This window comes from Nocardiopsis sp. NPDC006139 (assembly GCF_040614155.1).
Lineage (GTDB): Bacteria > Actinomycetota > Actinomycetes > Streptosporangiales > Streptosporangiaceae > Nocardiopsis > Nocardiopsis changdeensis.
This window is the reverse complement of record NZ_JBEXTT010000006.1, coordinates 20,834-43,367: the sequence shown is the minus strand read 5'-3', so window position 1 is coordinate 43,367 and position 22,534 is coordinate 20,834. Positions and strand designations below refer to the sequence as shown.

At 73.0% G+C, this 22,534-nt stretch carries 19 protein-coding genes; 9 read left to right on the top strand and 10 right to left on the bottom strand.

Annotated elements, in window-relative coordinates; all coding sequences use genetic code 11:
• Positions 1–42 precede the first annotated feature (42 nt).
• Positions 43–510, top strand: a complete 468-nt coding sequence (locus ABZ249_RS09540) for a GNAT family N-acetyltransferase (RefSeq protein ID WP_355260248.1) — start codon at positions 43–45, stop codon at positions 508–510.
• Positions 511–598: 88 nt separating this feature from the next.
• Here the strand turns inward: ABZ249_RS09540 and ABZ249_RS09535 are convergent, their stop codons facing one another.
• Entirely contained in the window at positions 599–1,813 is a 1,215-nt protein-coding gene (locus tag ABZ249_RS09535; RefSeq protein ID WP_355259709.1) for an ROK family transcriptional regulator, read from the bottom strand.
• 254 nt (positions 1,814–2,067) lie between these two features.
• On the opposite strand from ABZ249_RS09535, the gene ABZ249_RS09530 reads away from it, so the two are divergent.
• The 5 genes from ABZ249_RS09530 (at position 2,068) to ABZ249_RS09510 (ending at position 7,891) form a co-directional block, all read left to right on the top strand.
• On the top strand, positions 2,068–3,351 hold the full coding sequence (locus tag ABZ249_RS09530; RefSeq protein WP_355259706.1) for an extracellular solute-binding protein: 1,284 nt from the start codon (positions 2,068–2,070) through the stop codon (positions 3,349–3,351).
• Between the two features lie 93 nt (positions 3,352–3,444).
• Positions 3,445–4,437: a sugar ABC transporter permease gene (locus ABZ249_RS09525; RefSeq protein WP_355259703.1), complete on the top strand. Its 993-nt coding sequence runs from the start codon at positions 3,445–3,447 to the stop codon at positions 4,435–4,437.
• Positions 4,434–5,348, top strand: coding sequence for a carbohydrate ABC transporter permease (locus tag ABZ249_RS09520; protein ID WP_355259700.1), 915 nt, complete (start codon positions 4,434–4,436; stop codon positions 5,346–5,348). Before ABZ249_RS09525 ends, ABZ249_RS09520 begins: the two co-directional genes overlap by 4 nt.
• A gap of 137 nt (positions 5,349–5,485) precedes the next feature.
• On the top strand, positions 5,486–6,952 hold the full coding sequence (locus ABZ249_RS09515; protein ID WP_355259697.1) for a glycoside hydrolase family 3 N-terminal domain-containing protein: 1,467 nt from the start codon (positions 5,486–5,488) through the stop codon (positions 6,950–6,952).
• 474 nt (positions 6,953–7,426) lie between these two features.
• A complete protein-coding gene (locus ABZ249_RS09510; protein WP_220562685.1) occupies positions 7,427–7,891 on the top strand; it encodes an Rrf2 family transcriptional regulator in 465 nt (154 codons plus the stop codon).
• Positions 7,892–8,032: 141 nt separating this feature from the next.
• On the opposite strand, the gene ABZ249_RS09505 is transcribed toward ABZ249_RS09510, so the two are convergent.
• From ABZ249_RS09505 to ABZ249_RS09485, 5 genes are all read right to left on the bottom strand, one after another.
• Positions 8,033–8,389: a helix-turn-helix transcriptional regulator gene (locus ABZ249_RS09505; protein ID WP_073375890.1), complete on the bottom strand. Its 357-nt coding sequence runs from the start codon at positions 8,387–8,389 to the stop codon at positions 8,033–8,035.
• A 157-nt stretch (positions 8,390–8,546) separates the two neighbouring features.
• Positions 8,547–9,059 carry a nicotinamide-nucleotide amidohydrolase family protein gene (locus ABZ249_RS09500; RefSeq protein WP_220562686.1) on the bottom strand — a complete coding sequence of 171 codons (513 nt, stop codon included), beginning with the start codon at positions 9,057–9,059 and terminating at the stop codon, positions 8,547–8,549.
• Positions 9,056–9,661, bottom strand: a complete 606-nt coding sequence (gene pgsA / locus ABZ249_RS09495) for a CDP-diacylglycerol--glycerol-3-phosphate 3-phosphatidyltransferase (RefSeq protein WP_355259692.1) — start codon at positions 9,659–9,661, stop codon at positions 9,056–9,058. Before pgsA ends, ABZ249_RS09500 begins: the two co-directional genes overlap by 4 nt.
• Positions 9,658–11,100, bottom strand: coding sequence for a 30S ribosomal protein S12 methylthiotransferase RimO (rimO, locus tag ABZ249_RS09490; protein WP_355260245.1), 1,443 nt, complete (start codon positions 11,098–11,100; stop codon positions 9,658–9,660). Before rimO ends, pgsA begins: the two co-directional genes overlap by 4 nt.
• 184 nt (positions 11,101–11,284) lie before the next feature.
• Entirely contained in the window at positions 11,285–12,445 is a 1,161-nt protein-coding gene (locus tag ABZ249_RS09485) for a helix-turn-helix domain-containing protein (protein ID WP_355259689.1), read from the bottom strand.
• Between the two features lie 222 nt (positions 12,446–12,667).
• On the opposite strand from ABZ249_RS09485, the gene ABZ249_RS09480 reads away from it, so the two are divergent.
• Positions 12,668–14,815: a hypothetical protein gene (locus tag ABZ249_RS09480; RefSeq protein WP_355259686.1), complete on the top strand. Its 2,148-nt coding sequence runs from the start codon at positions 12,668–12,670 to the stop codon at positions 14,813–14,815.
• 13 nt (positions 14,816–14,828) lie between these two features.
• On the opposite strand, the gene ABZ249_RS09475 is transcribed toward ABZ249_RS09480, so the two are convergent.
• The 4 genes from ABZ249_RS09475 to ABZ249_RS09460 all read right to left on the bottom strand — a co-directional run bounded on the left by ABZ249_RS09475 (position 14,829) and on the right by ABZ249_RS09460 (position 20,923).
• Positions 14,829–17,324: a DNA translocase FtsK gene (locus ABZ249_RS09475; protein WP_355259683.1), complete on the bottom strand. Its 2,496-nt coding sequence runs from the start codon at positions 17,322–17,324 to the stop codon at positions 14,829–14,831.
• Between the two features lie 172 nt (positions 17,325–17,496).
• Complete coding sequence (locus tag ABZ249_RS09470) at positions 17,497–19,182, bottom strand: ribonuclease J (protein WP_355259680.1); 1,686 nt, start codon at positions 19,180–19,182, stop codon at positions 17,497–17,499.
• Positions 19,179–20,150 carry a 4-hydroxy-tetrahydrodipicolinate synthase gene (gene dapA / locus ABZ249_RS09465; protein ID WP_220562692.1) on the bottom strand — a complete coding sequence of 324 codons (972 nt, stop codon included), beginning with the start codon at positions 20,148–20,150 and terminating at the stop codon, positions 19,179–19,181. The genes ABZ249_RS09470 and dapA overlap by 4 nt, the downstream gene beginning before the upstream one ends.
• A gap of 392 nt (positions 20,151–20,542) precedes the next feature.
• A complete protein-coding gene (locus ABZ249_RS09460) occupies positions 20,543–20,923 on the bottom strand; it encodes a phage holin family protein (protein ID WP_220562693.1) in 381 nt (126 codons plus the stop codon).
• Between the two features lie 86 nt (positions 20,924–21,009).
• Between ABZ249_RS09460 and ABZ249_RS09455 the strand changes: the two genes are divergently transcribed.
• Both ABZ249_RS09455 and ABZ249_RS09450 read left to right on the top strand, forming a co-directional pair.
• Positions 21,010–21,561 (top strand): GNAT family N-acetyltransferase, encoded by a 552-nt coding sequence (locus ABZ249_RS09455; RefSeq protein WP_355260242.1) that lies wholly within the window; start codon positions 21,010–21,012, stop codon positions 21,559–21,561.
• Between the two features lie 93 nt (positions 21,562–21,654).
• A complete protein-coding gene (locus ABZ249_RS09450; RefSeq protein ID WP_355259675.1) occupies positions 21,655–22,527 on the top strand; it encodes a 1,4-dihydroxy-2-naphthoate polyprenyltransferase in 873 nt (290 codons plus the stop codon).
• Positions 22,528–22,534 lie beyond the last annotated feature (7 nt).

Here is a 22,534-nt window from a genome sequence, read left to right as displayed (position 1 = left end):
GCGGGCGTTCGCACAGGGGGGAGCACGATGGAGATCAGGCCGATGGGGCCCGGGGACGAGGCGGGCGCGGTGGCGGCGTCGCTGGCCGCGGACACGCTGTTCGCCCAGGCCGGGGTGGTGCTGCCGCCGGACGATCCGCACGAGGTGTTCGAGCACGCCGAGCGGGTCCTGGTGGCGGTGGCGGACGGCGCGGTGCTGGGGCTGGCCGTCACCCTGCCGCTGGACGGGGGCGTGCACCTGGAACAGCTCGCGGTGCACCCCGACCACGGGCGGCGCGGGGTCGGGTCGGCCCTGCTGGAGGCGGTGTGCTCCGGGGCGTCCGCCGCCGGGTCACCCCGGGTGACCCTGACGACCTTCCGCGACCTGCCCTGGAACGGCCCCTGGTACGCGGCCCGCGGCTTCGCGGTGCTGCCGCCGCGGGAGTGGGGACCGGGGCTGCGCGACCTGTGGGAACAGGAGGAGCCGATCCGGGTGCGGCCGCGGGTGGCCATGGCCCGCCCCGCGGGGTGACCCGCCGGGGGCGCGGTCGCGGCCCGGCCGCGTCCTCCCCCACCGTGCGGGGGAGGGCGCGGTCGCGGCCGGCCGGGGGCCGGACCGCTCAGACCGTGGAGGAGAACACCTCGTCGCGGGCGTGCTCCAGCGCGTGCAGCAGGGCGCCGCGCACGACGGGGCCGCCCTCGACCGCGCCCAGCGCGATCTCGGTGGCGTTGGGGGCGATGCGGGCCGTGGCCGCCTGCACCCGCTCGGCGAGCTTGACGCCGCCCGCCTGGGCGACGTCGCCGCCCAGCACGACCAGGCCGGGGTCGATGATGACGCTGACGGCGGCCACCCCGCGGGCGAGCCGCTCGGCGAAGGCGTCCAGGAACGCGTCGCCCTCGGGGGTGCCCGAGGCGGCGGCGCTGCGCACCACGTCGACGACGTTGTCGCCCGGCACGCCGTGCTCGGCGGCCAGGCCGACGACCCGGCCCGCCTTGACCAGCGCCTGGAAGCCGTGCGGCAGCTCCCGGTTCACGTCGTCGCGCAGGGACTCGTAGCCCCCGGACAGGCCCAGGTCGCCGGGCATGGGGGCGCCGGGCACGGGCAGGTAGCCGATCTCGCCCGCGCCGCCGGAGCGGCCCCGGTGGATGCGGCCGTCGATCATGGTGGACATGCCGACGCCGCCCGCGGCGCTGAGCCAGATGAGCACGAACTCCGGGACCCCGGCGGCGGCGCCCTCGGCGTGCTCGGCCAGGGCGGCCAGGTTCACGTCGTTCTCGATCATCACCGACCGCTTCAGGTCGGTGCGCAGCGCCTCCAGGATGCCCTCGTGCCAGGAGATGAGGTCGAAGGAGAAGCGGATGTCGCCGGTCCGCGGGTCGACCACGCCGGGGGTGCCGATGACGCAGGCGCGGAGCCTGTCCAGCGGCACCTCCGCCGTTTCGACCAGGCGCATCACGGCCGTGTGGACCAGGGCGACGGGGTCGTCGGAGCTGCTGGGGTCCACGGTGACGTCGCCGACGATCCGGCCGGTGATGTCGGCGATCGTGGCGGTCACCCGGCGGGCGCTGACGTCCAGGGCCGCGACGTAGGCGCTCTCGGGGACCACCGCGTAGAGCGCGGCGTTGGGTCCCCGCCCGCCGGCCTGGCTCCCCACGACGCGTACCAGGTCACGCTCCTCCAGCCGGGCGAGGAGCTGGGACGCGGTTACCTTGGAAAGACCGGTCCTCGTACCCAGCTGCGTGCGCGTCAGCGGACCGGCGGACAGCAGCAGTTCCAGCGCCGCACGGTCGTTGAGCTGGCGTAGCAGCCGGGGAGTCCCCGGACGTTGAGACATAACCGTGACACCTCACCCTGTTTTTATTAGGAAAGTTTCCTGTTAATTTAGCTCACAACCTCACAGGAGGTCACGTCCTGGCAGGTCCGAGTTCATCCGGACCCTCCGGTACCCGCGCCGGCGGGGCGGCAACGTGCTATCCCAGCACACCCCCACAGAGACGTCGAACCGTGGGATGACGTTCCATCATCCCAGGCCGGTTCGAGCACAGGCGTCGAACCCCGGCGCGTCGTGCGAAGGGAGATAGGTTCAACATGAGGTTCCCCAAGATCGCCGCGGCTACGTCCGTGGTCCTGCTCGCCGCCGCCTGCGGCGGTGGCGGTTCCGACTCCGATGGCGGTGGTTCCGCCGACAGCCTGACCGTGTGGGTCATGGGCACCTCGCAGCCGCCCCTCGTCGAGTACTTCGAGGGCGCCGAGGCCCGGTTCCAGGAGAACAACCCGGACGTCGAGGTCAACGTCGAGTTCATCCCCTGGCCGGACGCCCAGGAGTCGATCACCAACGCCCTCGCCGGCGGCGACGCTCCCGACGTCATCGAGATCGGCAACGACCAGGTGTCCGGCTGGGCCTCGCAGGGCGCCCTGCTCGACATCACCGAGCAGGTCGGCGGCTGGGACGCCGCCGCGGAGATGGACCAGAACGCCCTGGAGTACGGCACCTACGACGGCGTCCAGTACGGCGTTCCGTGGTTCTCCGGCGTCCGCACCCTGTACTACCGCGCCGACTGGCTGCAGGAGCTCGGCCACGAGCCCCCCACCACCTGGGACGAGCTGCTGACCGTCGCCGAGGACATCGAGGCGGAGTACGACGTGCCCGGCTTCGCCGCGCCGACCGACTTCACCAACGGCATCGCCTCCTTCATCTGGAGCAACGGCGGCGAGATCGCCACCCAGAACGCCGAGGGCGAGTGGGAGGGCCACCTCACCGACCCCGCCACCGTCGAGGCCATCGAGTTCTACGCCGACCTGACCAACGACGGCGTCTCCCCGCAGAGCTACGTGGGCGAGAACGAGCTCGTGCCGCTCGCCGACATGGCCAACAGCCAGGTCGGTATGTACATCGACGGCAGCTGGGCGCTGACCTCCATGGAGGAGCAGGCCGAGGACCCGGCCGTCCTGGAGAACATCGTCGCCGCCCCGATCCCGGGCGCCGACGGCATCGCGCCGGCCTTCGCCGGCGGCTCCGCGCTCTCCGTCTTCTCCACCACCCAGTACCCGGAGCTCGCCTTCGAGCTGCTGACCGTCCTGGGCGACCAGGAGGGCGGCCAGGGCTACGCCGACGCCGCGGGCTTCTTCCCGGCCTACCCGGAGCTGCTGGCCGGCGACGAGTACCAGAAGGACCCGGCCCGCGTCGCCTCCGCCACCCAGATGCAGCACACGCAGTTCTTCCCGAGCACCCCGCGCTGGACCGCGGCCGACCAGGACAGCAAGATCCTGCCGGGCGCCGTCCTGGAGATCGTCAACGGCGGTGACCCCGAAGAGGTCCTCGCCGCCGCGAACGAGCAGCTGACCACCATCCTCAACGAGCCGGTCGAGTAGCCAGCTCCTCCTCACAGCGCAGAGCCGGACGCGGGCGGGGCCCCCGGGGCCCCGCCCGCCACCCGGAGCAACCACGCCTCGATTGAGAAGACCATGGCACACACCGTCGAACGAGCGGCCGACCGAGGGAAAGAGGGCACCGTCCGGGTGACCGCCGATTCCGCGCCCAAGCGCCGCCGCAAGCCGCCCACCCCGTACCTGCTCATCGCCCCGGCACTGATCCTGCTCGCGGTCGTGCTGCTCTGGCCGATCGTGCAGATGGTGTGGTACTCGCTCACCAGCTTCACCACGCGCAACCTCCTGCCCAACCAGCCCGGGCCGGAGTGGAACAACTTCGCGCACTACCAGCGGCTGCTGACCGACCCCGAGTTCTGGACGATCCTGCGCAACACCGTGGTCGTCTGCGTGCTGATGGTCGGCATCACGATGGTGCTGGGAACCCTGATCGGCATCCTGCTGCACAAGCTGCCCAAGTGGTTCTCCACGATCGTGTCCGTCGGCATGATGCTGGCCTGGGCCACCCCGGCGCTGAGCGCCTCCCTGGTCTTCCGCTGGCTGTTCCTGCCCGAGCGGGGCCTGGTCAACGTCACGTTGGACCGGCTCCCCGACTGGCTGGTCGGCAGCGGGTGGCTGGAGTACAACTGGTTCCTCCAGCCGGGATCGCTGTTCACGATCCTCATCACCGTCATCGTCTGGCAGTCGTTCCCGTTCGTGGCCGTCTCCGTCCTCGCCGGGCTCAAGAGCATCCCGCACGAGCTGTACGAGGCCGCGAAGATGGACGGCGCCTCCGCGTGGAAGTCGTTCTGGAACGTGACGTTCCCGATGCTGCGCCCGCTGTTCGCCCTGCTGCTGGTCCTCCAGATCATCTGGGACCTGCGGGTGTTCACCCAGCTGTACATCCTGGCGAACAGCTTCCAGAACAAGGACGTCTACCTGCTCTCGTACTACATCTACCAGCAGGGCTTCAGCGCGAGCCCGGCCAACTACGGCATGGGCTCGGCGATCGCGGTCGTGATGACCGTCATGATCCTCGCCGTCACCGCGTACTACCTGCGCATCATGATCCGCCAGGGGGAGACCCGATGAGCGCGACCAGCACCGCCGCCCCGAACCGCGGGGGCTACCGCCGCAGCCCGCTGCGCCGGCTGCGCTCCCTCCCGCTGTACCTGGCCGGCGCCGCCGTCTTCCTGTTCTCCGTCTTCCCCGTCTACTGGATGGTCGCCACGGCCTTCAAGCCGGTCGGGGAGATCTTCACGCGGAACCAGACGTTCTTCCCGCAGGCGCCGACCCTGGAGCACTTCGACCGGGTCCTCAACGGGCAGCTGATCCCGGGCGTCAACTTCTGGCAGTTCCTGGGCAACAGCCTCGTCGTCACCCTCGGGGCCGTGGGGATGGGCGCGTTCCTGTCGCTGCTGGCCGCGCTGGCGGTGGCCCGGTTCCGCTTCAAGCTGCGGACCGCGTTCATCATCCTGCTGCTCGTCATCCAGATGGTGCCGATGGAAGCGATGATCATCTCGATCTTCATCAACTTCCGCCAGCTGTCGGACGCCACCGGCGCCCAGCTGCTCGGCAACCTGTCCGGCCTGCTCATCGTGTACACGGCGGTGTCGCTGCCGATCACGATCCTGATGCTGCGCGGCTTCGTCGTCGCGGTGCCCAAGGAGCTGGAGGAGGCCGCGGCGATCGACGGCGCGAGCGGGTGGACGATCTTCTGGCGCATCCTCATGCCGCTGGTGGCGCCCGGCCTGGTCGCGGCGAGCATCTTCGCGTTCATCACCGCGTGGAACGAGTTCATCGTCGCGCTCACGTTCCTGGGCCGCAGCACGGACAACTACACGCTGCCGCTCACCCTGTCCTACTACTTCGGCCGCTTCGGCACCGAGTGGGGCCCCATCATGGCGGCCTCCACCCTGCTGACCATCCCGGTGATGATCTTCTTCCTGTTCGTCCAGCGGCGGATGGTCTCCGGCCTCACCATGGGCGCGGTCAAGGGCTGACGGCCCGATCCCCACGAGGCGGGTCCACGAGGGCGCAGTGGACCCGCCTCGGGCGCGCCCGCGCCCCACCACCACCCCTTCACGTCCTTCGTCTGCCCTCATCCATGGGCACCCGTGTTCACCGAACGGAGTCCGTCATGTCGCTCGATCCGACCCTGACGCGCTTGGCCAACGCCACTCTTCTGGTGCCCTTCGAGTCCCACCGCGCCCCGCGCTGGATTCTGGAAGGCCTGGCGGACGGCATCTCCGGCGTCTGCCTCTTCCACAACAACCTCGACACCCCCGAACAGATCACGGCGCTGAACGCGGAGCTGGCGCAGGCCGCGGACAACCCCCTGATCAGCCTCGACGAGGAGGGCGGGGACGTCACCCGCATCGGGCAGGAGCACGGCAGCGACTACCCGGGCAACGCCGCCCTGGGCGCCGTGGACGACCCGGAGCTGACCCGCGCCACCCTGCGGTCGCTGGGCGGCAGGCTCGCCCAGCTGGGCTTCAACATGAACCTCGCGCCGTCGGTGGACGTCAACGTCGCCGACGACAACCCGGTCATCGGCACCCGCTCCTTCGGCTCGGACGCCGCGCTGGTGGCCCGGCACGGGGCCGCGGCCGTGCTGGGGCTCCAGGAGGCCGGGGTCGCCGCCTGCGCCAAGCACTTCCCCGGGCACGGCGCCACCTCCCAGGACTCCCACCACACACTGCCGCAGGTGGAGGCGGACCCGGAGGTGCTGCACCGGCGCGAGCTGGCGCCGTTCCGGGCCGCCGTCGAGGCCGGGGTGCAGTCCGTCCTGACCGCGCACATCGAGATGGCCGGGCTGGGCGTGACGGGTCCGGCCACGCTGGCCCCGAAGGTGCTCAACGACCTGCTCCGCGGCGAGCTGGGCTTCGACGGCGTCATCGTCAGCGACGCCATGGACATGCACGGCGTCAGCGGCCGGATCGGCATCCCCGAGGCGAGTGTGCTGGCGGTGGCCGCCGGCTGCGACCTGCTGTGCCTGGGCCGGTTCGTCTACGCCGACCAGGTGGCGGCGATCCGCACCGCGCTCGTGGAGGCGGTGCGCGACGGGCGGCTGCCGGGCGAGCGCCTGGAGGAGGCCGCCGACCGCAACCTGCGCCTGCGCTCCTGGATCCGCGACGCCGCCGCGCGCCGCACCGCGGCCGCCGAGTCCGCGGAGGTGGGCCTGTCCGGCGCCCGCCGGGCGCTCCGGGTGACGGGCGAGCTGCCCGCGCTGGAGTCCCCGTACGTGGTCGAGGTCGACGCGCCCGCCGGCATGGCCGTGGGCGACGTGCACTGGGGCCTGTCCTCGTGGTTCCCCGACACCGAGCGGGTCTCCCCCGACGTGTCCCACGCCGACCGGCTCATCGCCGCCGCGCAGGGGCGGGACCTGGTCGTGGTGGTCCGCGACGCGCACCGCTACCCCGAGGCCCGCGAGCTCGTCGAGCGCCTCTTGGGAGCCTTCCCAGGGGCCGTGGTGGTCGAGATGGGCCTGCCCGTCTGGCGGCCCTCCTGCGGCGCCCACGTGAGCACCTACGGCGCCGCCCACGTCAACGGCCGCAGCGCCGCCGAGCTGCTCGGCGGCGTCGCCCCGGCCGTCCACCACGCCTGACCGGGCGCCGCCTCCCCGTGTCCGCGCCCGCCCGCCGAGGGCGGCCGCGGACAGGCCGTGCCGCACCGCAGGCGTCCCCTGGGGGCGCAGGCGGGCGACAGGCCGGTGGAACCGCCGCAGGTGTCCCTCGAGGGCGGCGGACGACAGGCGGGCAGGACCGCACCACAGGCGCCCGTCAAGGGTGGCCTATGGATGACGGGCGGTCCGCGCGGCAGGCGTCCCCTGGGGGCTCCGGCGGGCGGGAGCGAAGCGGTACGGCGGCCCGAGCCGGGGACCTCCGGGACCGGCCCGGGTCGCCGTGTGTCCGGTCCTGCCGCACGTGCGGCCCGGAACACTCCCTCCGGGCGGATCGTCACCGATGTCCCCGCGACCCGGTAGGAGAAGTACCCTTGATCACGCAGCATCCCGGCCCGTCGGCACACTCGCGGACGCCCGGTGCCCCATTCGCCCTTCTAACCACGGCATAATCACAGCATGCGCCTTTCAGCCCGGGTCGACTACGCGCTGCGCGCCGCAGCGGAACTCGCCGTCGCCAGCGAAGGACCGGTGACGGCCGAGCAGCTCGCGCGAGCGCAGGCCATCCCCGGAAAATTCCTCGAGAACATCCTCACCCAGCTACGCCGGGCCGGGCTGGTGCGCAGCCAACGCGGCCCGGTGGGCGGCTACTGGCTGGCCCGTCCGGCGGCCGAGATCTCGCTCGCCGACATCATCCGCGCGGTCGACGGGCCGCTGGCCAACGTGCGCGGGGAACGCCCCGAGCACGTCGACTACGACGGTGCGGCCCGCAGCCTCCAGCAGGTGTGGATCGCCCTGCGCGCCAGCGAGCGCGCCATCCTGGAGGGGGTCAACCTCCAGCACCTGGCCACCAACGAGCTGCCGGAGCAGGTCCGCACCCTCGCGGAGGACCCGGAGGCCTGGGTGAACCATACCCACCGGTAGCCACCGTACGATCACTTATAGTGAGAACCGTGCATACGCGAGAGGAGCCGACCGTCGGTCGGCTCCTCTCGTGAATCCGTTGTCCCCCGCGGAGGAGGACGGTGTGGTTGTCCGTGGACCGGACGTGGGGTGGCGGGCCGCTCAGACCCCCACCATGTCGGGAACCTGGGGAACGCGATCCGGAACCGGTCCGATGCCGAGGTCCTGCGCGGGGACGGGGTCGGTCGTGACCGCGTCCTCCAGCAGCGCCGCCTCCTGCAGCTCGACCAGCGCGAGCTGGTCGGACACCTCTCTCAGCACCTGCGAGAGCGGGACCCCCAGGGCCCCGCAGATCGACGAGAGCAGTTCGGAAGACGCTTCCTTCTGCCCCCGCTCGACCTCCGACAGGTAGCCGAGGGACACGCGTGCATCGGCCGACACCTCGCGGAGGGTGCGGCCCTGGCGCTGTCGCAGCCGCCTGAGCACGTCACCAAGTAGGTGACGAAGCAGGACCATCATTCGCGCTCCCTCCCACCGGTAGCGACCTTCATATACAACACCGTACCTGCCCCACGCCCGATTCGGGCACCTCTTGTCGGCCTGTTCGCTGGAGGGGGAACCGCCTCTTGACAGGGTTTCGTTCCCCCGTACGAGGAGAAGGAACCGGACCGGAGGGTCAGGGCCGGGTGTTCCCCGCCACGTCGCCGTGGACGGCGGAGTCCAGGAGCTCCAGTGCACCTTCGACCGTTCGGTATCGGATACCCGAACGGTCACCGGTGAAACGGAAAAGCAGGGCCCGTGCATTCCCGTCGGGCCCGGCCAGGCCCGCGTACACGGTCCCCACGGGCCTGCCGTCCTGGGGTTCGGGCCCGGCCACACCGGTCACCGCGAGCCCGAAGTCCGCTCCCAGCAGGCGCCGGACCCCCGCCGCCATGGCCTCGGCCACACCGGGGTGGACGGCGCCCTCGGCGGCCAGCAGGTCCTCGGGGACGCCCAGCAGGGACGCCTTGGTGTCGGTGGCGTAGACGACCACCCCGCCCCGGTAGGTGGCCGAGGCCCCGGGGACGGAGGTCAGGTGGGCGCCGATGAGCCCGCCGGTGAGCGACTCGGCCGTGGCGCAGGTCATCCCGCGCTCCAGCAGGGAGCGGTGGACCCGGGCCGCCAGGGCCGCCGCGGCGGGCTCCGTCATCCCGCGGTCTCGCGCTTGCCGGCGCGGACCGCGCGGACGGCGTCCAGGACGTAGGTGACGCCGGTCCACAGGGTGACCGCCAGGGCGGCGGCCATGACCGCGTGGGCGATCCAGGTGAACACGTCGCTGAAGGGCAGGACCGACAGCGGGAACAGGTAGATGCTGATGGCGACGATCTGCAGGACCGTCTTGAGCTTGCCGCCCTTGCTCGCCGGCATGACCACGTAGCGCAGCACGGCGAAGCGCAGCAGGGTGACGCCCCACTCGCGGGCCAGGATCGCGATGGTCACCCACCACCACAGGTCGCCCTGGATGGACAGCACCACCAGCGCGGCCCCGGTGAGGGCCTTGTCCGCGATGGGGTCGACGATCTTGCCGAAGTCGGTGACCAGCCCGCGGCGGCGGGCCAGTTCGCCGTCGATGCGGTCGGTGACGGCGGCGAGCACGAAGACGGCGAAGGCGGCCAGACGCCACCAGGTGCCGTCCAGGAACATGAACCACACGAAGACCGGGACCATGACCAGCCTGCTCATGGTCAGGATGTTCGCGATGTTCCACAGCGGAACGTGGGGGGCGGGCGTCGCCGCGTCGTGGCTGCTCATCTGTCTCCGGCTTCCCCGGCTTCCTCGTCCTGCTCGGCGACCAGGTCCGCGCCGACGGCCTGGACCACGGTGGCCCGGACCAGATCGCCCGCGGCCAGTCCCTCACCGTAGAGGATGGTGCTCCCGTCCACCTCGGGGGCCTGGTGTTCGGAGCGCCCCTCGTAGGCCCCGTCCTCCAGGACGGTCTCGACCAGGACGGTGACCTCCTCGCCCACGCGCTCCTCGGCGCGCTGGGCCATCAGTTCCTCCGAGAGGCGGTTGAGGCGGTCCACGCGCTCGGCGACGACCTCCTCGGGCACCTTGTTCGGGTGCTCCCTGGCCTCGGTGCCGTCCTCGTCGGAGTAGCCGAAGACGCCGATGGCGTCCAGGCGGGCCGCCTCCAGGAAGGCGACCAGGTCCTCGAACTCGGCCTCGGTCTCGCCGGGGAACCCGACGATGAAGTTGGAGCGGGCGCCCGCCTCGGGCACCCGGGAGCGCACGGTGTCCAGCAGCTCCAGGAAGCGCTCGCGGTCGCCGAAGCGGCGCATGCGGCGCAGCAGGGTCCCGCTGGCGTGCTGGAACGACAGGTCGAAGTAGGGCACCACGCCGGGGGTCCCGGTGAGCACGTCCACCAGCCCGGGGCGGACCTCGGCGGGCTGGAGGTAGCTGACCCGGACCCGGTCCAGCCCCTCGACCCCGGCCAGGCGCGGCAGCAGCTTCTCCAGCGCGCGCACGTCGCCCAGGTCCTTGCCGTAGGAGGTGGAGTTCTCGCTGACCAGGAACACCTCGCGCACGCCCTCGGAGGCCAGCCACTCGGCCTCGCGCACGATCTCGTCCGGGTGCCGGGAGATGTAGGCGCCGCGGAAGGTCGGGATGGCGCAGAAGGTGCAGCGGCGGTCGCAGCCGGAGGCGATCTTGAGGTTGGCCACCGGGCCGCCGGTCAGGCGGCGGCGCGGGATCGCGGCGCGGTAGGGCAGCTCCGTCCCGTCGGCCCCGGCTGCGTCGGCGAACCCGCCGTGGCCGGGGATGTGGAGCTGCGCGGAGCCGCGCTCGGCCGGGCTGATCGGCAGCAGGGTGCGCCGGTCGCGCGGGTCGTGCGGGACCAGGGTGCGGCCCTCGAGCACGTCGTCGAGGCGGTCGGTGATGGCCGCGTAGTCGTCGAACCCGATGACCTGCGCCTCGGGGAGCGCTTCGGCCAGCTCGGAGCCGTAGCGCTCGGCCATGCAGCCGGCGGCGACGACCCGGCCGCCGTTCTCGGCGGCCTCCAGCAGGGTGTCGATGGAGTCCTGTTTGGCGGCGTCGATGAACCCGCAGGTGTTGACGAGGGTGACGTCGGCCTCGGTGCCTTCGTCGACCAGCTCCCAGCCGCCCGCGGACAGGCGGCCGGCCAGCTCTTCGGAGTCGACCTCGTTACGCGCACACCCCAGGGTGACCAGCGAGACAGTACGGCGCGGTGACATGGCTTCCAAGCGTGTGGGAGAGCGTTTCGAGTGATCGCGGAGGCGTGCCGGGTGGTCCCGGGCCCCGCGGCGCGGCGCGACGGACGTCGCCCGCGACCCTCCACATTACCCGTTCCGGCCCACCCGCCCGAACCCCGGCCGGGATCATCCCTGGCCGGGGCGGGTGCGGGTTCCGGGCACGCGATCAGCCGTCGAAGCCGTCGGCCCCGACGACCACCTCCTTGACCTCTCCGCTGCTTCCGGCGGTGCCGAGGTCCTCGCCGTCGACGGTGACCTCGACGCCCCCGGCGTTGCCCAGCCAGAGGGTCAGGGTGTCGTCCGTCACATAGTCCCGGGCCTCTCCGGCGGCGAGGAACCCGGTGAACAGGTTCTCGCCCCCGGCGTCGGTCACCTTGACCCAGGTACGGGAGGACGCGGTGAGTCCGACGGTGACCTCGTCGGCCTTCCCGGCCCGGGCGGGGTCGTCCCCGCCCTGCTGCTTGCCGGCGCCCTCCCCTGTGCCCGGGGCCTCGGGCAGGACCGCGGAGTCGACGGTGTCGGTCCCGGTCCCCTCGAAGGCGGTACGCAGCGGCTCGCCGTCCCAGTCCTGCCAGGTCCGCACACCGATGACGATGCTCAGGACGACCAGGAGGGCGACCAGGGCCCAGGGCCAGTGCCTGCGGACGGCCTCGGCCCGGCCGCTCGCGGTGCGGGTGACCGGCGGCCGGGGCGCGGGGCGGTCCGCGGGTGCGGGCCTGCGCCGCCTGCCCGCGGGCCGGTCCCGCCCGTCCCGGGGCGCGCGGGGCGCGGGCACCGCGGCGGCCCTCCCCCGGCGCCCGCCGCCCGCCGCGGCCGGCGCGGCCGCCTCGGGAGCGGGCCGCCTGCGCCGAGGCCCGGCGCCCCGTACCCCGCGGCGCAGCCGGTCGCCCCGTTCGAAGTGGTTCCAGCGTTCGGGCCCGGCGCCGGGCTCGGTGTCCTCCCCGATGACGCGCGGACCGGCCATCGGCGGGTCCTCGGCCTCCGCGGCCCCCTCCCCCGTCGCGCCCCCGGTCCGTGCCGCCGCGGCGGCGCGGGCCGCCGCGGGCACGGCGGCCGGGTGGCGGGGCGGGGGCACGAACACCGAGCCGCGGCGGCCGGCGTGCTCGCGGTCGAACTCCTCCAGCAGCGGCGCCGGGTCCAGGCGCAGGGCCCGGCACAGGCCCCGGATGTGGCCGCGCGCGTAGAAGTCCCCGCCGCACGGGACGAAGTCCTCCTCCTCGATCGCCCGGAGTACCGGTTCCCTGATGCGTGTACGGACGCTGAGGTCGGCGACCGTGAGTCCCGCCGCGACGCGGGCGGCGGACAAGGTGTGTCCGATCGTCGCCATACGCACTCCCCTCGCGACTGTATGTATCTGACGGGAACCACTCTGCCGCTCCCGGCGCGCGACACGCAGGCCACCACGCCCCATGAAGCCCCCAAGATCCCGCCAAATCGGACAGAATTACGGCCAGAATTTTCGTCCGGATACGGTCATCCCCTTGTCCCCGGGCCCGTGACTGCGATGATCTTGGATCGCCCTCCCCGCCACCTCCCCCGAGACCGGACGATGACCCAGCACTTCTCCGCCGCCGAGCTCGCGGGCGACGCACCGGTCGCCGCGGCCCGCGACGCCCTCGACGCCTTCCGCTCCTGGAGCGGCGCCCACTCCGACGACATCGCCGCGCACGTGTACCGGTGGTCCTCCCACCTGCCCGAGGTCCTCGAACGGCACCGGCTGCTGAACCGGCTGCGCCGGAGCCTGGACCCCGGTGCCGCGCGGGCCGCGGAGCAGGCGCGGCTGCGCCGGCGCGCCCTGCGCCGCCACGCGCTCGCCCTGGGCGAGGTCCCCTCCCCCGAGGTCCTGGACCTGCTCACCGCCGACCCGCGGCGGCTGCCCCGGCCCGCCGTCCCCGTCCCGGTCGACGGCGTCGGCACCGCCCTGGAGCGGGTCCGGTTCAGCGCCTCCCTGCACCGGGTCCCCGGCCTGGGAACGCTGCGCGAGCGGATGTCCCGGCTGTACGCCGCACTGCCCGGGGAGGCGGTCGCCTCCGGGGCCATGGACCGGGCCGCCCGGACCATCGGCGGGGTGCTGGCCGTCGCCTCCCACGACACCCTCGGCGAGGACGACGACACCGCGGCGGCGCACCTGCGGCGGGTCGTGCCCGGCGCGTACGCCCTCGCCGTCGCCCAGGCCGTCGTGGACCTGCCCGCGCACGCCCGGCACGACGCCCACCACCGGCTGCTGCCGCACCTGCTGACCGAGGCCGAGCCGGCCGAGGGGGTGCCCGACGACCCGCTGGCCGAGGAGCTGCACGCCGCCCACGTGCTGCTGCTGGACGGCTTCCCCTTCGCCGGCCACCGGGCCCTGTACCGGGCCACCGAGGTGATGTACCTGGCCCGTTCCCGGGCCGAGCGGCGCACCCGCGAGGACGCGGTCCGCGACGGCGGGGACGCCCTGCTCGCCGACGCGGTGCTGGAGACCGGGGCGGGCGCGATCGCCGCCACCCTGCTGGGCCGCCGCAACCCCCCGGCGGGCCTGCTCCGGCCGCACCTGGCCGCGGCGCTGGCCACCCGGTTCCGGCACGACCTGCTCGACCGGGAGCGCGACGCGGTGACCGGCCGCCTCACCACGTTCACGCTGGCCCCGCGGGACCTGGACGGCGACCCGCTGCACGACCTCTTCGCCGCCGAGGCCCACCTGGTCGCGACGGTGTTCGACGGGGACACCGGCGTGGCCGACGCCCTGGCCCGGCACGGCGCCGGCCGGCTGGCCGACCACCTGGCCCGGCGGGCCGGACTGGTGGAGGAGCTGCTGGAGGCGCACCGGGTGACGCCGGAGATCGAGGCGCTGCTGCGCTCGGCCGCCCGGCCGTCCCGGCGCGGCGCGCCCTCCGGAGCCGTCCGGGCGGCGCGCGGGCGGGCCAGGCCGACCGCGGCGACGGACCCGCGCGCCTTCGCCGCCGACCGGTCCGTGTTCGTCGACGCCGCCCTGACCCGGCACGCCTCGGGCAACGGCGCCCGCGGCCCGCGCGGGGTGCTGTCGCACTCCCCCGAGGGCCCCGGCGGGCCGCTGCGCCCGGCACTGGCGCTGATGCTGGTCGAGGGCGCCGCGGCCGACCCCGAGCCGCTGGCGCCGCTGGTGGCCGCGGTGGAACTGTTCCACACCGGGAGCCTGGCCCTGGACGAACGCGCCTCCCACCTGGCCGGGATCGCGCTGGTCTCCGGCGGGTACGGGCTCATGGCGCGGCTGGCCGCGACCCACCCGCCCGAGCGGGTGGTGGGGGCGATGGCCCGGATGGGCGCACTGCTGGGACCCGAGCGCCTGTGCCGGGGCCGCTACCTGGACCGGGCCCTGGCCCGCGGCGAGGAGCCCGCCGGCGTCGCGGGGTTCCTGGAGGTGTACGCGCTGACCGCCTCGACGGAGATCGAGATCGCCCTGGCCCCGACCGCGATCCTGCTCGGCCTGCCCGGGCACGAGGTGGACCTGCTGACCGCCTACGCCCACCACGCCGGGATCGTGCTGCGGATCCGCCGGGACCTGCTCGCCGGGTCCGGCGCCGACCGGCCCACCCTGGCCTCCGCGCACGGCCGCGCCATCGCCGCGCGCCTGCTCGCCTGGCACCGCGACCGGGCCGAGGCCGCGCTGGACGGCCTGGCCCTGGACACCGCCCTCCTGCGCGCCGCCCTGGACCACTTCGCCACCCGCAGGGTGTGAGGGCTCCGGGCCCTCAGCCCCCGCGGATGTCGGTGAGGACGGCGGGGAGGTCGTCGGGGGTGACGAGCACGTCGCGGGCCTTGGAGCCCTCGCTGGGGCCGACGACGTCGCGGCTCTCCATGAGGTCCATCAGGCGGCCCGCCTTGGCGAAGCCGACGCGCAGCTTGCGCTGGAGCATCGAGGTCGACCCGAACTGGGTGGTGACCACCAGTTCGACGGCCTGCAGCAGCAGGTCCAGGTCGTCGCCGATCTCCTCGTCGATCTCCTTCTTCTTGGTGTCGGCGGCCGCGACGTCCTCGCGGTAGCTGGGCTCGGCCTGCTTCTTGCAGTGCTCGACGATCCCCCGGATCTCCTTCTCCGACACCCAGGCGTTCTGCAGGCGGATCGGCTTGCCCGCCCCCATCGGCAGGAACAGGGCGTCGCCCTTGCCCACCAGCTTCTCCGCCCCGGGCTGGTCCAGGATGACGCGGCTGTCGGCGAGGCTGGAGGTGGCGAACGCCAGCCGGGAGGGCACGTTCGCCTTGATCAGGCCGGTGACGACGTCGACGCTGGGCCGCTGGGTGGCCAGCACCAGGTGGATCCCGGCGGCCCGGGCCAGCTGGGTGATGCGCACGACGGAGTCCTCGACGTCGCGCGGGGCGACCATCATCAGGTCGGCCAGCTCGTCCACGATCACCAGCAGGTACGGGTAGGGCTCGTACACCCGCTCACTGCCCGGGGGGGCGGTGAGCTCCCCGGTGCGCACGGCGGCGTTGAAGTCGTCGATGTGCCGGTACCCGGAGGCGGCCAGGTCGTCGTAGCGGCGGTCCATCTCCCCCACCACCCACTGGAGCGCCTCGGCGGCCCGCTTGGGGTTGGTGATGATGGGCGTGATCAGGTGCGGGATGCCCTCGTACATGGTCAGCTCGACCCGCTTGGGGTCGACCAGGATCATCCGCACCTCGTCGGGGGTCGCGCGCATCATCAGCGAGGTGATGAGCCCGTTGATGCAGGTGGACTTGCCCGCTCCGGTGGCGCCCGCGACCAGCACGTGGGGCATCTTCGCCAGGTTGGCGACGACGTTGGTGCCCTCCACGTCCTTGCCCAGCCCCACCAGCATGGGGTGGTCGTCGGAGGTGGCCACCGGGGAGCCGAGCACGTCGCCCAGGCTGACGATGTCCTTGTCGGTGTTGGGGATCTCCACGCCGATCGCGGACTTGCCGGGGATCGGCGACTGGATGCGCACGTCGGCGCTCTTGACCGCCAGGGAGATGTTCTTGGTGAGCGCGGTGACCTTCTCGACCTTGACGGCCGGCCCCAGCTCGATCTCGTAGCGGGTGACCGTCGGCCCCCGGGTGAACCCGGTGACCTCGGCGTCGATGCCGAACTGGGTGAGCACGCCGGTGAGGGCGTCCACCACGTCGTCGTTGGCCTTGGTGCGCGGCTTCACCGGGCTGCCGGGCTTGAGCATGACGGGCGGGGGCAGCTCGTAGTCCCCCTCCACCACCCGGGAGGGGAGGGTGAGCTGCTCGGTGACGGCCGGCGCCGGGGTGGGGTCGGGGACGGGGAGCTTCGCGCGGCCCTTCTTCCCGCCCTTGCCGGATCCGCCGGCCTCGGCCCGCGCCGCCTCCTCTTCCTCGTCGGTGAGCGCCGGGGCGATGGGCTCCTCGGGCAGCACCGGGCTGTCGTAGGGGCGCTCGTGGTCGCCCGCCACGGTCTCGGCCGCGGCCTCCGCTTCCTTCTTCTTGCGGGGGCGGCGCTTGCGGGCGGGCTTGCGCTCCGGCTCGGCGCCCAGGATGCCGATGCCGGAGTCCGGTCCGGCGTCGCGCTCCATGAGGGCGCCGAACAGCGTGTGCAGCCGCTCGGGGATGCGCCGGATGGGGGTGGAGGTGACCACGAGGATCCCGAACACCAGCACCAGGGCCAGCAGCACCCCGGTCAGCCAGGGGGTGATGACGGCGCTGAGCGGCCCGGAGGCGACGAACCCGATGAGGCCGCCGGCGTCCTGGAGCGCCTCCAGCCCCTCGGAGGGCTGCGGGATGCCGTTCGCGATGTGGATGAGGCCCAGCAGGCCCAGCAGGATGGCGCTGGTGCCGATGAACAGCCGTCCGGCGTCGCCCTCCCGGGACGCGCCCGGGGTGCGCATCAGGCGGATCGCCAGCGGCAGGAACAGCAGCGGCAGGATCGGCGAGAACGTCCCGAACGCGCCGACCACCACCAGGCGGGTGTACTCCGGCAGCGGGCCGGCGCTCTCCCACCACACGGCCGCGGCGACCAGCACCCCGGCCGCCAGCAGCAGCAGGCCCGCCCCGTCCCGGCGCAGGTCCGGGTCCAGGTCGCGGGCGCTGCGGCCCACGGCGCGGGCGGCCCCGCCGACGGTGTGCGCGACGAGCTTCCACAGCACCAGCAGGAACTGGCCGAACATGGTGACCGCGAAAGCGATGGGCCCGTCGGGCATCCGGTTGGCCGCGGGTCTGCGGGCCGCGGGCTTCTTGCGCCCGGAACCGCCTGAGGAGGCGCGCGGGGCCATCGGGGTCACCTCCGTACAGGGGGAGCGGTTCACGACCGGCGGGCGCATTCCCCGCCACGGCGGGCAGCCTATCGAGTCGTCCACCCCCGGATCCCGTCTCGGACACGGCGTGTCGCACGAAGCGCCGAACGGTCCGGGACCGTTCGGCGCTTCGTGCGGGTACCGCTCCGGGTCAGACCTCGACCAGGACCGGGATGATCATCGGGCGGCGGCGGTAGGTGTCGTTGACCCACCGGCCCGTGCTGCGCCGGATGAGCTGGCGCAGCTGGTGGGGGTCGTTGACCCCGTCCTCGGCCGCCTTGTCCAGGGCGTGCTGGATCTTGTCGATGACGTCGTCGTAGGCGTCGGCGCCGATGCCCGCGCCCCGGGTGTGGATCTCCGGCTCGCCGAGGATCTTGCCCGTGCCGGAGTCCACGGCCACGACGACGGAGATGAAGCCCTCCTCGCCGAGGATGCGGCGGTCCTTCAGCGCGGCGTCGGTGACGTCGCCCACGGAGGAGCCGTCCACGTACACGTACCCGGCCTGCACGGCGCCGACGATCTTGGCGCGGTTCTTGTACAGGTCGACGACCACGCCGTCCTCGGCGATGACGATCCGGTCCGCGGGGACCCCGGTCATCTTGGCCAGGTCGGCGTGGGCGCGCATGTGCCGCCACTCGCCGTGCACCGGCATGAAGTTGCGCGGGCGCACCATGTTGAGCACGTACAGCAGCTCGCCGGCGGGGGCGTGCCCGGACACGTGCACCAGGGCGTTGCCCTTGTGCACGACCTTGGCGCCCCAGCGGGTCAGGCCGTTGATGACCCGGTTGACCGAGTTCTCGTTGCCCGGGATGAGCGAGGACGCCAGCAGGACGGTGTCGCCCTCCTCGATGCGGATCTGGTGGTCCCGGTTGGCCATCCGGCTCAGCGCCGACATCGGCTCGCCCTGGGAGCCGGTGCAGATCAGCACGGCCTTGTCCGGCGGCAGGTCGTCGAGCTGGCGCACGTCGATGATGGTGTCGCCGGGGATGCTCAGGTAGCCCAGGTCGCGGGCGATGTTCATGTTGCGGACCATCGACCGGCCCACGAACGCGACCTTGCGGCCGTGCTTGGTGGCGGAGTCGATGACCTGCTGGACCCGGTGCACGTGGGAGGCGAAGCAGGCCACCACGATGCGCTTGTCGGCCTGCCGGAACACCTTGTCGATGGCCTCGGTCAGGTTGCGCTCGTTGATGATGAACCCGGGCTGCTCGGCGTTGGTGGAGTCCGACAGCAGCAGGTCCACGCCCTCGTCGCCGAACCGGGCGAACCCGGCCAGGTCGGTGAGGCGGCCGTCCAGCGGCAGCTGGTCCATCTTGAAGTCGCCGGTGTGCAGCACCGACCCGCCGGGGGTGCGGATGCCGACGGCCAGCGCGTCGGGGATGGAGTGGTTGACCGCGAAGAACTCCAGGTCGAACGGGCCGAAGTCGCGCCGCTCGCCCTCCTCCACCTGGACCACGGCCGGCTTGATGCGGTGCTCGCCGAGCTTGGCGGAGATGAGCGCGAGCGTGAGCCGGGAGCCGACGATCGGGATGTCGGGGCGCTCGCGCAGCAGGAACGGGACGCCGCCGATGTGGTCCTCGTGGCCGTGGGTGAGGACGACCGCCTCGATGTCGTCCAGGCGGTCCCGGATGTAGTCGAAGTCCGGCAGGATCAGGTCGACGCCGGGCTGCTCCTCCTCGGGGAACAGCACGCCGCAGTCGACGATGAGGATCCGGCCGCCGAACTCGAAGACCGTCATGTTGCGGCCGATCTCGCCCAGGCCGCCCAGCGCGACGACGCGCAGGACACCGTCGCCCTGGGGCGGGGGCGAGCTCAGCTCGGGGTGCGGGTGGCTCATACGGAACCCTCCGTGAGGCGCTCGACGCGGACGGCGCTGGCCGGGACGGCCTGGTGCGGGGCCAGGCCGATGGGGCCCTTCACACCGGCGGCGGCCAGGTCCTCGCGCAGCAGGGCCTGGAGCTCGGCGGAGGCGTCGGCGAGCGGCGTGCGCACCGGGCCGGCGGGCAGGCCGAACAGGTTGAGGACCGCCTTGGTCGTGATCACGCCCTGGGTGCGGAACATCCCGGTGTAGACCGGGGTGAGCCGGCGGTGGATGGCCAGCGCCTGGCCGACCTCGCCCGCCTCGTAGGCGTCGATCATGTCCTTGAGGTCGCCGCCGACGATGTGGCCGACGACGCTCACGAAGCCGGCGGCGCCCACCGACAGCAGGGGCAGGTTCAGGATGTCGGTGCCGCAGTAGTAGGCCAGGTCGGTGCGCTCCATGACCCAGGAGCTGGCGCCGACGTTGTCCTTGGCGTCCTTGTTGGCCACGATCCGGGGGTGCTCGGCGAGCCGGACCAGGGTCTCGGAGGCGATGGGCGTCCCCGTGCGGTGCGGGATGTCGTACAGCATGACCGGCAGGCCGGTGGTGTCGGCGATCTCGGTGAAGTGCCGGATCAGCCCCTCCTGCGGCGGCTTGTTGTAGTACGGGGTCACCGCCAGGAGGCCGTGGGCGCCCGCCTTCTCGGCGGCCTTGGCCAGCTTGACGCTGTGCCGGGTGTCGTTGGTGCCGACGCCCGCGATGATCTGGGCCCGGTCGCCGACCGCCTCGATGACGGCGCGCAGCAGCCGGTCCTTCTCCTCGTCGCTGGTCGTGGGCGACTCGCCCGTGGTCCCGCTGATGACGAGGCCGTCGTTGTGCTGCTCGTCCACCAGGTAGGTGGCGAGCCGGGCGGCACCGTCGTAGTCGAGCTCGCCGTCGTCGAGCATGGGTGTGACCATCGCGGTCAGCATCTTGCCGAACGGGCGGTACTTGGTGTTCACCATGGTGTGTGAAAGGCGCGCGGACCGCCGCCGCGTGGCGGCGGGATCCTGTGTCGCCCCTCCTCCTCTCGGTGTGTGCGGCCCCGCCGCGCGGGGCGGGACCGGTGGTGTGGCGTACGGATGGTGCGGAACCGTGTGTCCGCTTCCGCGACCGGGGCCGGGTCGGACCGCTGCGGGGTCCGACGGGGGCGGTCGCGGAGAAGCCTGTGCCGGTCCTGTCCGGACCGCGTCCGTTCGGACGCCGGTGCCGGGACCGGGGTCGGCCCCGTCCTCGTGGGTCGAGGGAGGGGCCCGCATGTGAACCTACCCGCACCGCGTCCCGGCCGTCGGACCGGGACACGGGCGGGAACCCGCGGATTCGGGGCGGGCGGGTCGGAGCGGAAGGGCCGCGGCGGTCAGTCGTCCTTGCCGTCCGGCAGGAAGAGGCTGGCCAGCCAGCTGACGATGCCGACGACGATCGCGCCCCAGAAGGCGGGCCAGAAGCCGTCGATGTCGATGGGCAGGCCGAAGAGCCCCGCGATCCACTCGGTGAGCAGGAACAGCAGCGCGTTCACGACGAGGCCGATGAGCCCGAGGGTCAGCGCGTAGAACAGGCAGCCGACCGTCTTGACGATCGGTTTGATGACGGCGTTGACGACGCCGAAGATCAGGCCGAGTCCCAGGAAGACGAGGATGGTCTCCGTCGTGTCCGAGGTCGTGACCTCGATACCGCTGACCAGGTAGGCCGCCAGCCACAGGGCGAGCGCGTTCACGATGACTCTGATAATGAAGCTCACAACGTAGATGTTCCCACGCCGTGGCAAGGTCCCGAAACTCCGGCGTGGGTGCACTCGTGTCGATGACTCCCCCAGGAGGCCTGATCGTGTCCGGTGCCCAGTTCGTCCGTCCCGCCCGTCCCTCCGACGTCGACACCGTCGTGGACGTCCAGGTGGCCTCCTGGCGGGAGGTGTACGGAGGGCTGCTGCCCGGGGAGGTGATCGCCGAGATCGGCGGCGAGGAGGCGCGCAGGGGCTTCCACGCGCAGTGGTCGGCCGCCCTGGAGTCGCCGCCCACCTCCAGGCACCGGCTGGTGGTCGCCACCGACGAGAACGACGGGGTGCGCACGGTGGTGGGCTTCGCCGCGTTCGGCCCGGCGGGAGACCCCGACCTGTGGCCCGCCACCGCCGCGGAGATCTTCGCCCTGCACGTGGACCCGGCCCTGACCCGGCGGGGGCACGGCGGCCGCCTGCTCAACGCGACCGTGGACCACCTGGTGGAGGACGGGTTCGTCATCGCGTACGTGTGGGTGCCCGAGGCCGACAACGCGCTGCGGGCGTTCTTCGAGTCCTCCGGCTGGGCGCCCGACGGCGCCCGCCGGGTGATCGACCTGGGCTCGGAGCTGCCGATGGTGCGCCTGCACGCGGGCATCGGATAGGGCGCGGCCCCGGGGCCCGGGAGCAGGCACTACCGTGGGGAGGTCGTAGCGGCGCCGCGCGCGCCGGCCGTCGAGCGGTGGAGGGACCCGGCAGTGGCCACGGTCAGCGAATGGATCTCGGGGATGCGTCCCCGGACGCTTCCGAACTCGGTCGTCCCGGTGGCGGTCGGTACCGCGCTGGCGTTCGCCCTAGGCGGGTTCGTGTGGTGGAAGGCACTGCTGGCGCTGGTGGTGTCGATGGCCCTCCAGGTGGGGGTGAACTTCGCCAACGACTACAGCGACGGCGTCAAGGGCACCGACACCGCGGAGCGGACGGGGCCGACCCGGCTGACGGCGACCGGCCTGGCCGCGCCGAAGCAGGTGCTGGCCGCGGCGCTGGGCAGTTTCGCGTTCGCCGGGCTGGTGGGCCTGGTGCTGGTGGCCACCACGTCGTGGTGGCTGCTGCTGGTGGGCGCGGTGGCGATCGCCGCCGCCTGGTACTACACCGGCGGGCGCACCCCGTACGGGTACCGGGGCCTGGGCGAGGTGTCGGTGTTCGTGTTCTTCGGCGTGGTGGCCGTGGTGGGCACCGTGTTCGTGCAGCTGGAGGCCGCGCCCTGGGAGGCGTGGACGGCGTCGGTGCCGGTGGGGCTGCTGTCCTGCGCGGTGCTGGTGATCAACAACCTGCGGGACATCCCCACCGACCGGGAGACCGGCAAGATCACCCTGGCGGTGCGGCTGGGCGATGCCGGGACGCGGCGGCTGTACGCGGGGATGGTCGTGGCGGCGTTCGCGGTGGCCCTGCCGCTGGTGGCGGTGTCCTGGTGGGTGCCGCTGGTGCTGCTGGCGGCCCCGCTGGCGGTGCCGCCGCTGCGCCGCGTGCTGGGCGGGCAGGTCGGCCGCGACCTGGTGGCGGGCCTGGGCGAGACCGGGCGGCTCCAGATGGCTTTCGGCGCGCTGCTCTCGGTGGCGCTGCTGCTGGGCTGACCGGCCC

What these genes read in the sequence shown, in the direction of transcription:
- rimO (WP_355260245.1), bottom strand. Translation starts at nt 11,100, where the DNA reads ATGTCACCGCGCCGTACTGTCTCGCTGGTCACCCTGGGGTGTGCGCGT.
- dapA (WP_220562692.1), bottom strand. Translation starts at nt 20,150, where the DNA reads ATGGTGAACACCAAGTACCGCCCGTTCGGCAAGATGCTGACCGCGATG.
- ABZ249_RS09530 (WP_355259706.1), top strand. Translation starts at nt 2,068, where the DNA reads ATGAGGTTCCCCAAGATCGCCGCGGCTACGTCCGTGGTCCTGCTCGCC.
- ABZ249_RS09470 (WP_355259680.1), bottom strand. Translation starts at nt 19,182, where the DNA reads ATGAGCCACCCGCACCCCGAGCTGAGCTCGCCCCCGCCCCAGGGCGAC.
- ABZ249_RS09480 (WP_355259686.1), top strand. Translation starts at nt 12,668, where the DNA reads ATGACCCAGCACTTCTCCGCCGCCGAGCTCGCGGGCGACGCACCGGTC.
- ABZ249_RS09525 (WP_355259703.1), top strand. Translation starts at nt 3,445, where the DNA reads ATGGCACACACCGTCGAACGAGCGGCCGACCGAGGGAAAGAGGGCACC.
- ABZ249_RS09510 (WP_220562685.1), top strand. Translation starts at nt 7,427, where the DNA reads ATGCGCCTTTCAGCCCGGGTCGACTACGCGCTGCGCGCCGCAGCGGAA.
- ABZ249_RS09505 (WP_073375890.1), bottom strand. Translation starts at nt 8,389, where the DNA reads ATGATGGTCCTGCTTCGTCACCTACTTGGTGACGTGCTCAGGCGGCTG.
- ABZ249_RS09500 (WP_220562686.1), bottom strand. Translation starts at nt 9,059, where the DNA reads ATGACGGAGCCCGCCGCGGCGGCCCTGGCGGCCCGGGTCCACCGCTCC.
- pgsA (WP_355259692.1), bottom strand. Translation starts at nt 9,661, where the DNA reads ATGAGCAGCCACGACGCGGCGACGCCCGCCCCCCACGTTCCGCTGTGG.
- ABZ249_RS09540 (WP_355260248.1), top strand. Translation starts at nt 43, where the DNA reads ATGGGGCCCGGGGACGAGGCGGGCGCGGTGGCGGCGTCGCTGGCCGCG.
- ABZ249_RS09485 (WP_355259689.1), bottom strand. Translation starts at nt 12,445, where the DNA reads ATGGCGACGATCGGACACACCTTGTCCGCCGCCCGCGTCGCGGCGGGA.
- ABZ249_RS09520 (WP_355259700.1), top strand. Translation starts at nt 4,434, where the DNA reads ATGAGCGCGACCAGCACCGCCGCCCCGAACCGCGGGGGCTACCGCCGC.
- ABZ249_RS09475 (WP_355259683.1), bottom strand. Translation starts at nt 17,324, where the DNA reads ATGGCCCCGCGCGCCTCCTCAGGCGGTTCCGGGCGCAAGAAGCCCGCG.
- ABZ249_RS09535 (WP_355259709.1), bottom strand. Translation starts at nt 1,813, where the DNA reads ATGTCTCAACGTCCGGGGACTCCCCGGCTGCTACGCCAGCTCAACGAC.
- ABZ249_RS09515 (WP_355259697.1), top strand. Translation starts at nt 5,486, where the DNA reads ATGTCGCTCGATCCGACCCTGACGCGCTTGGCCAACGCCACTCTTCTG.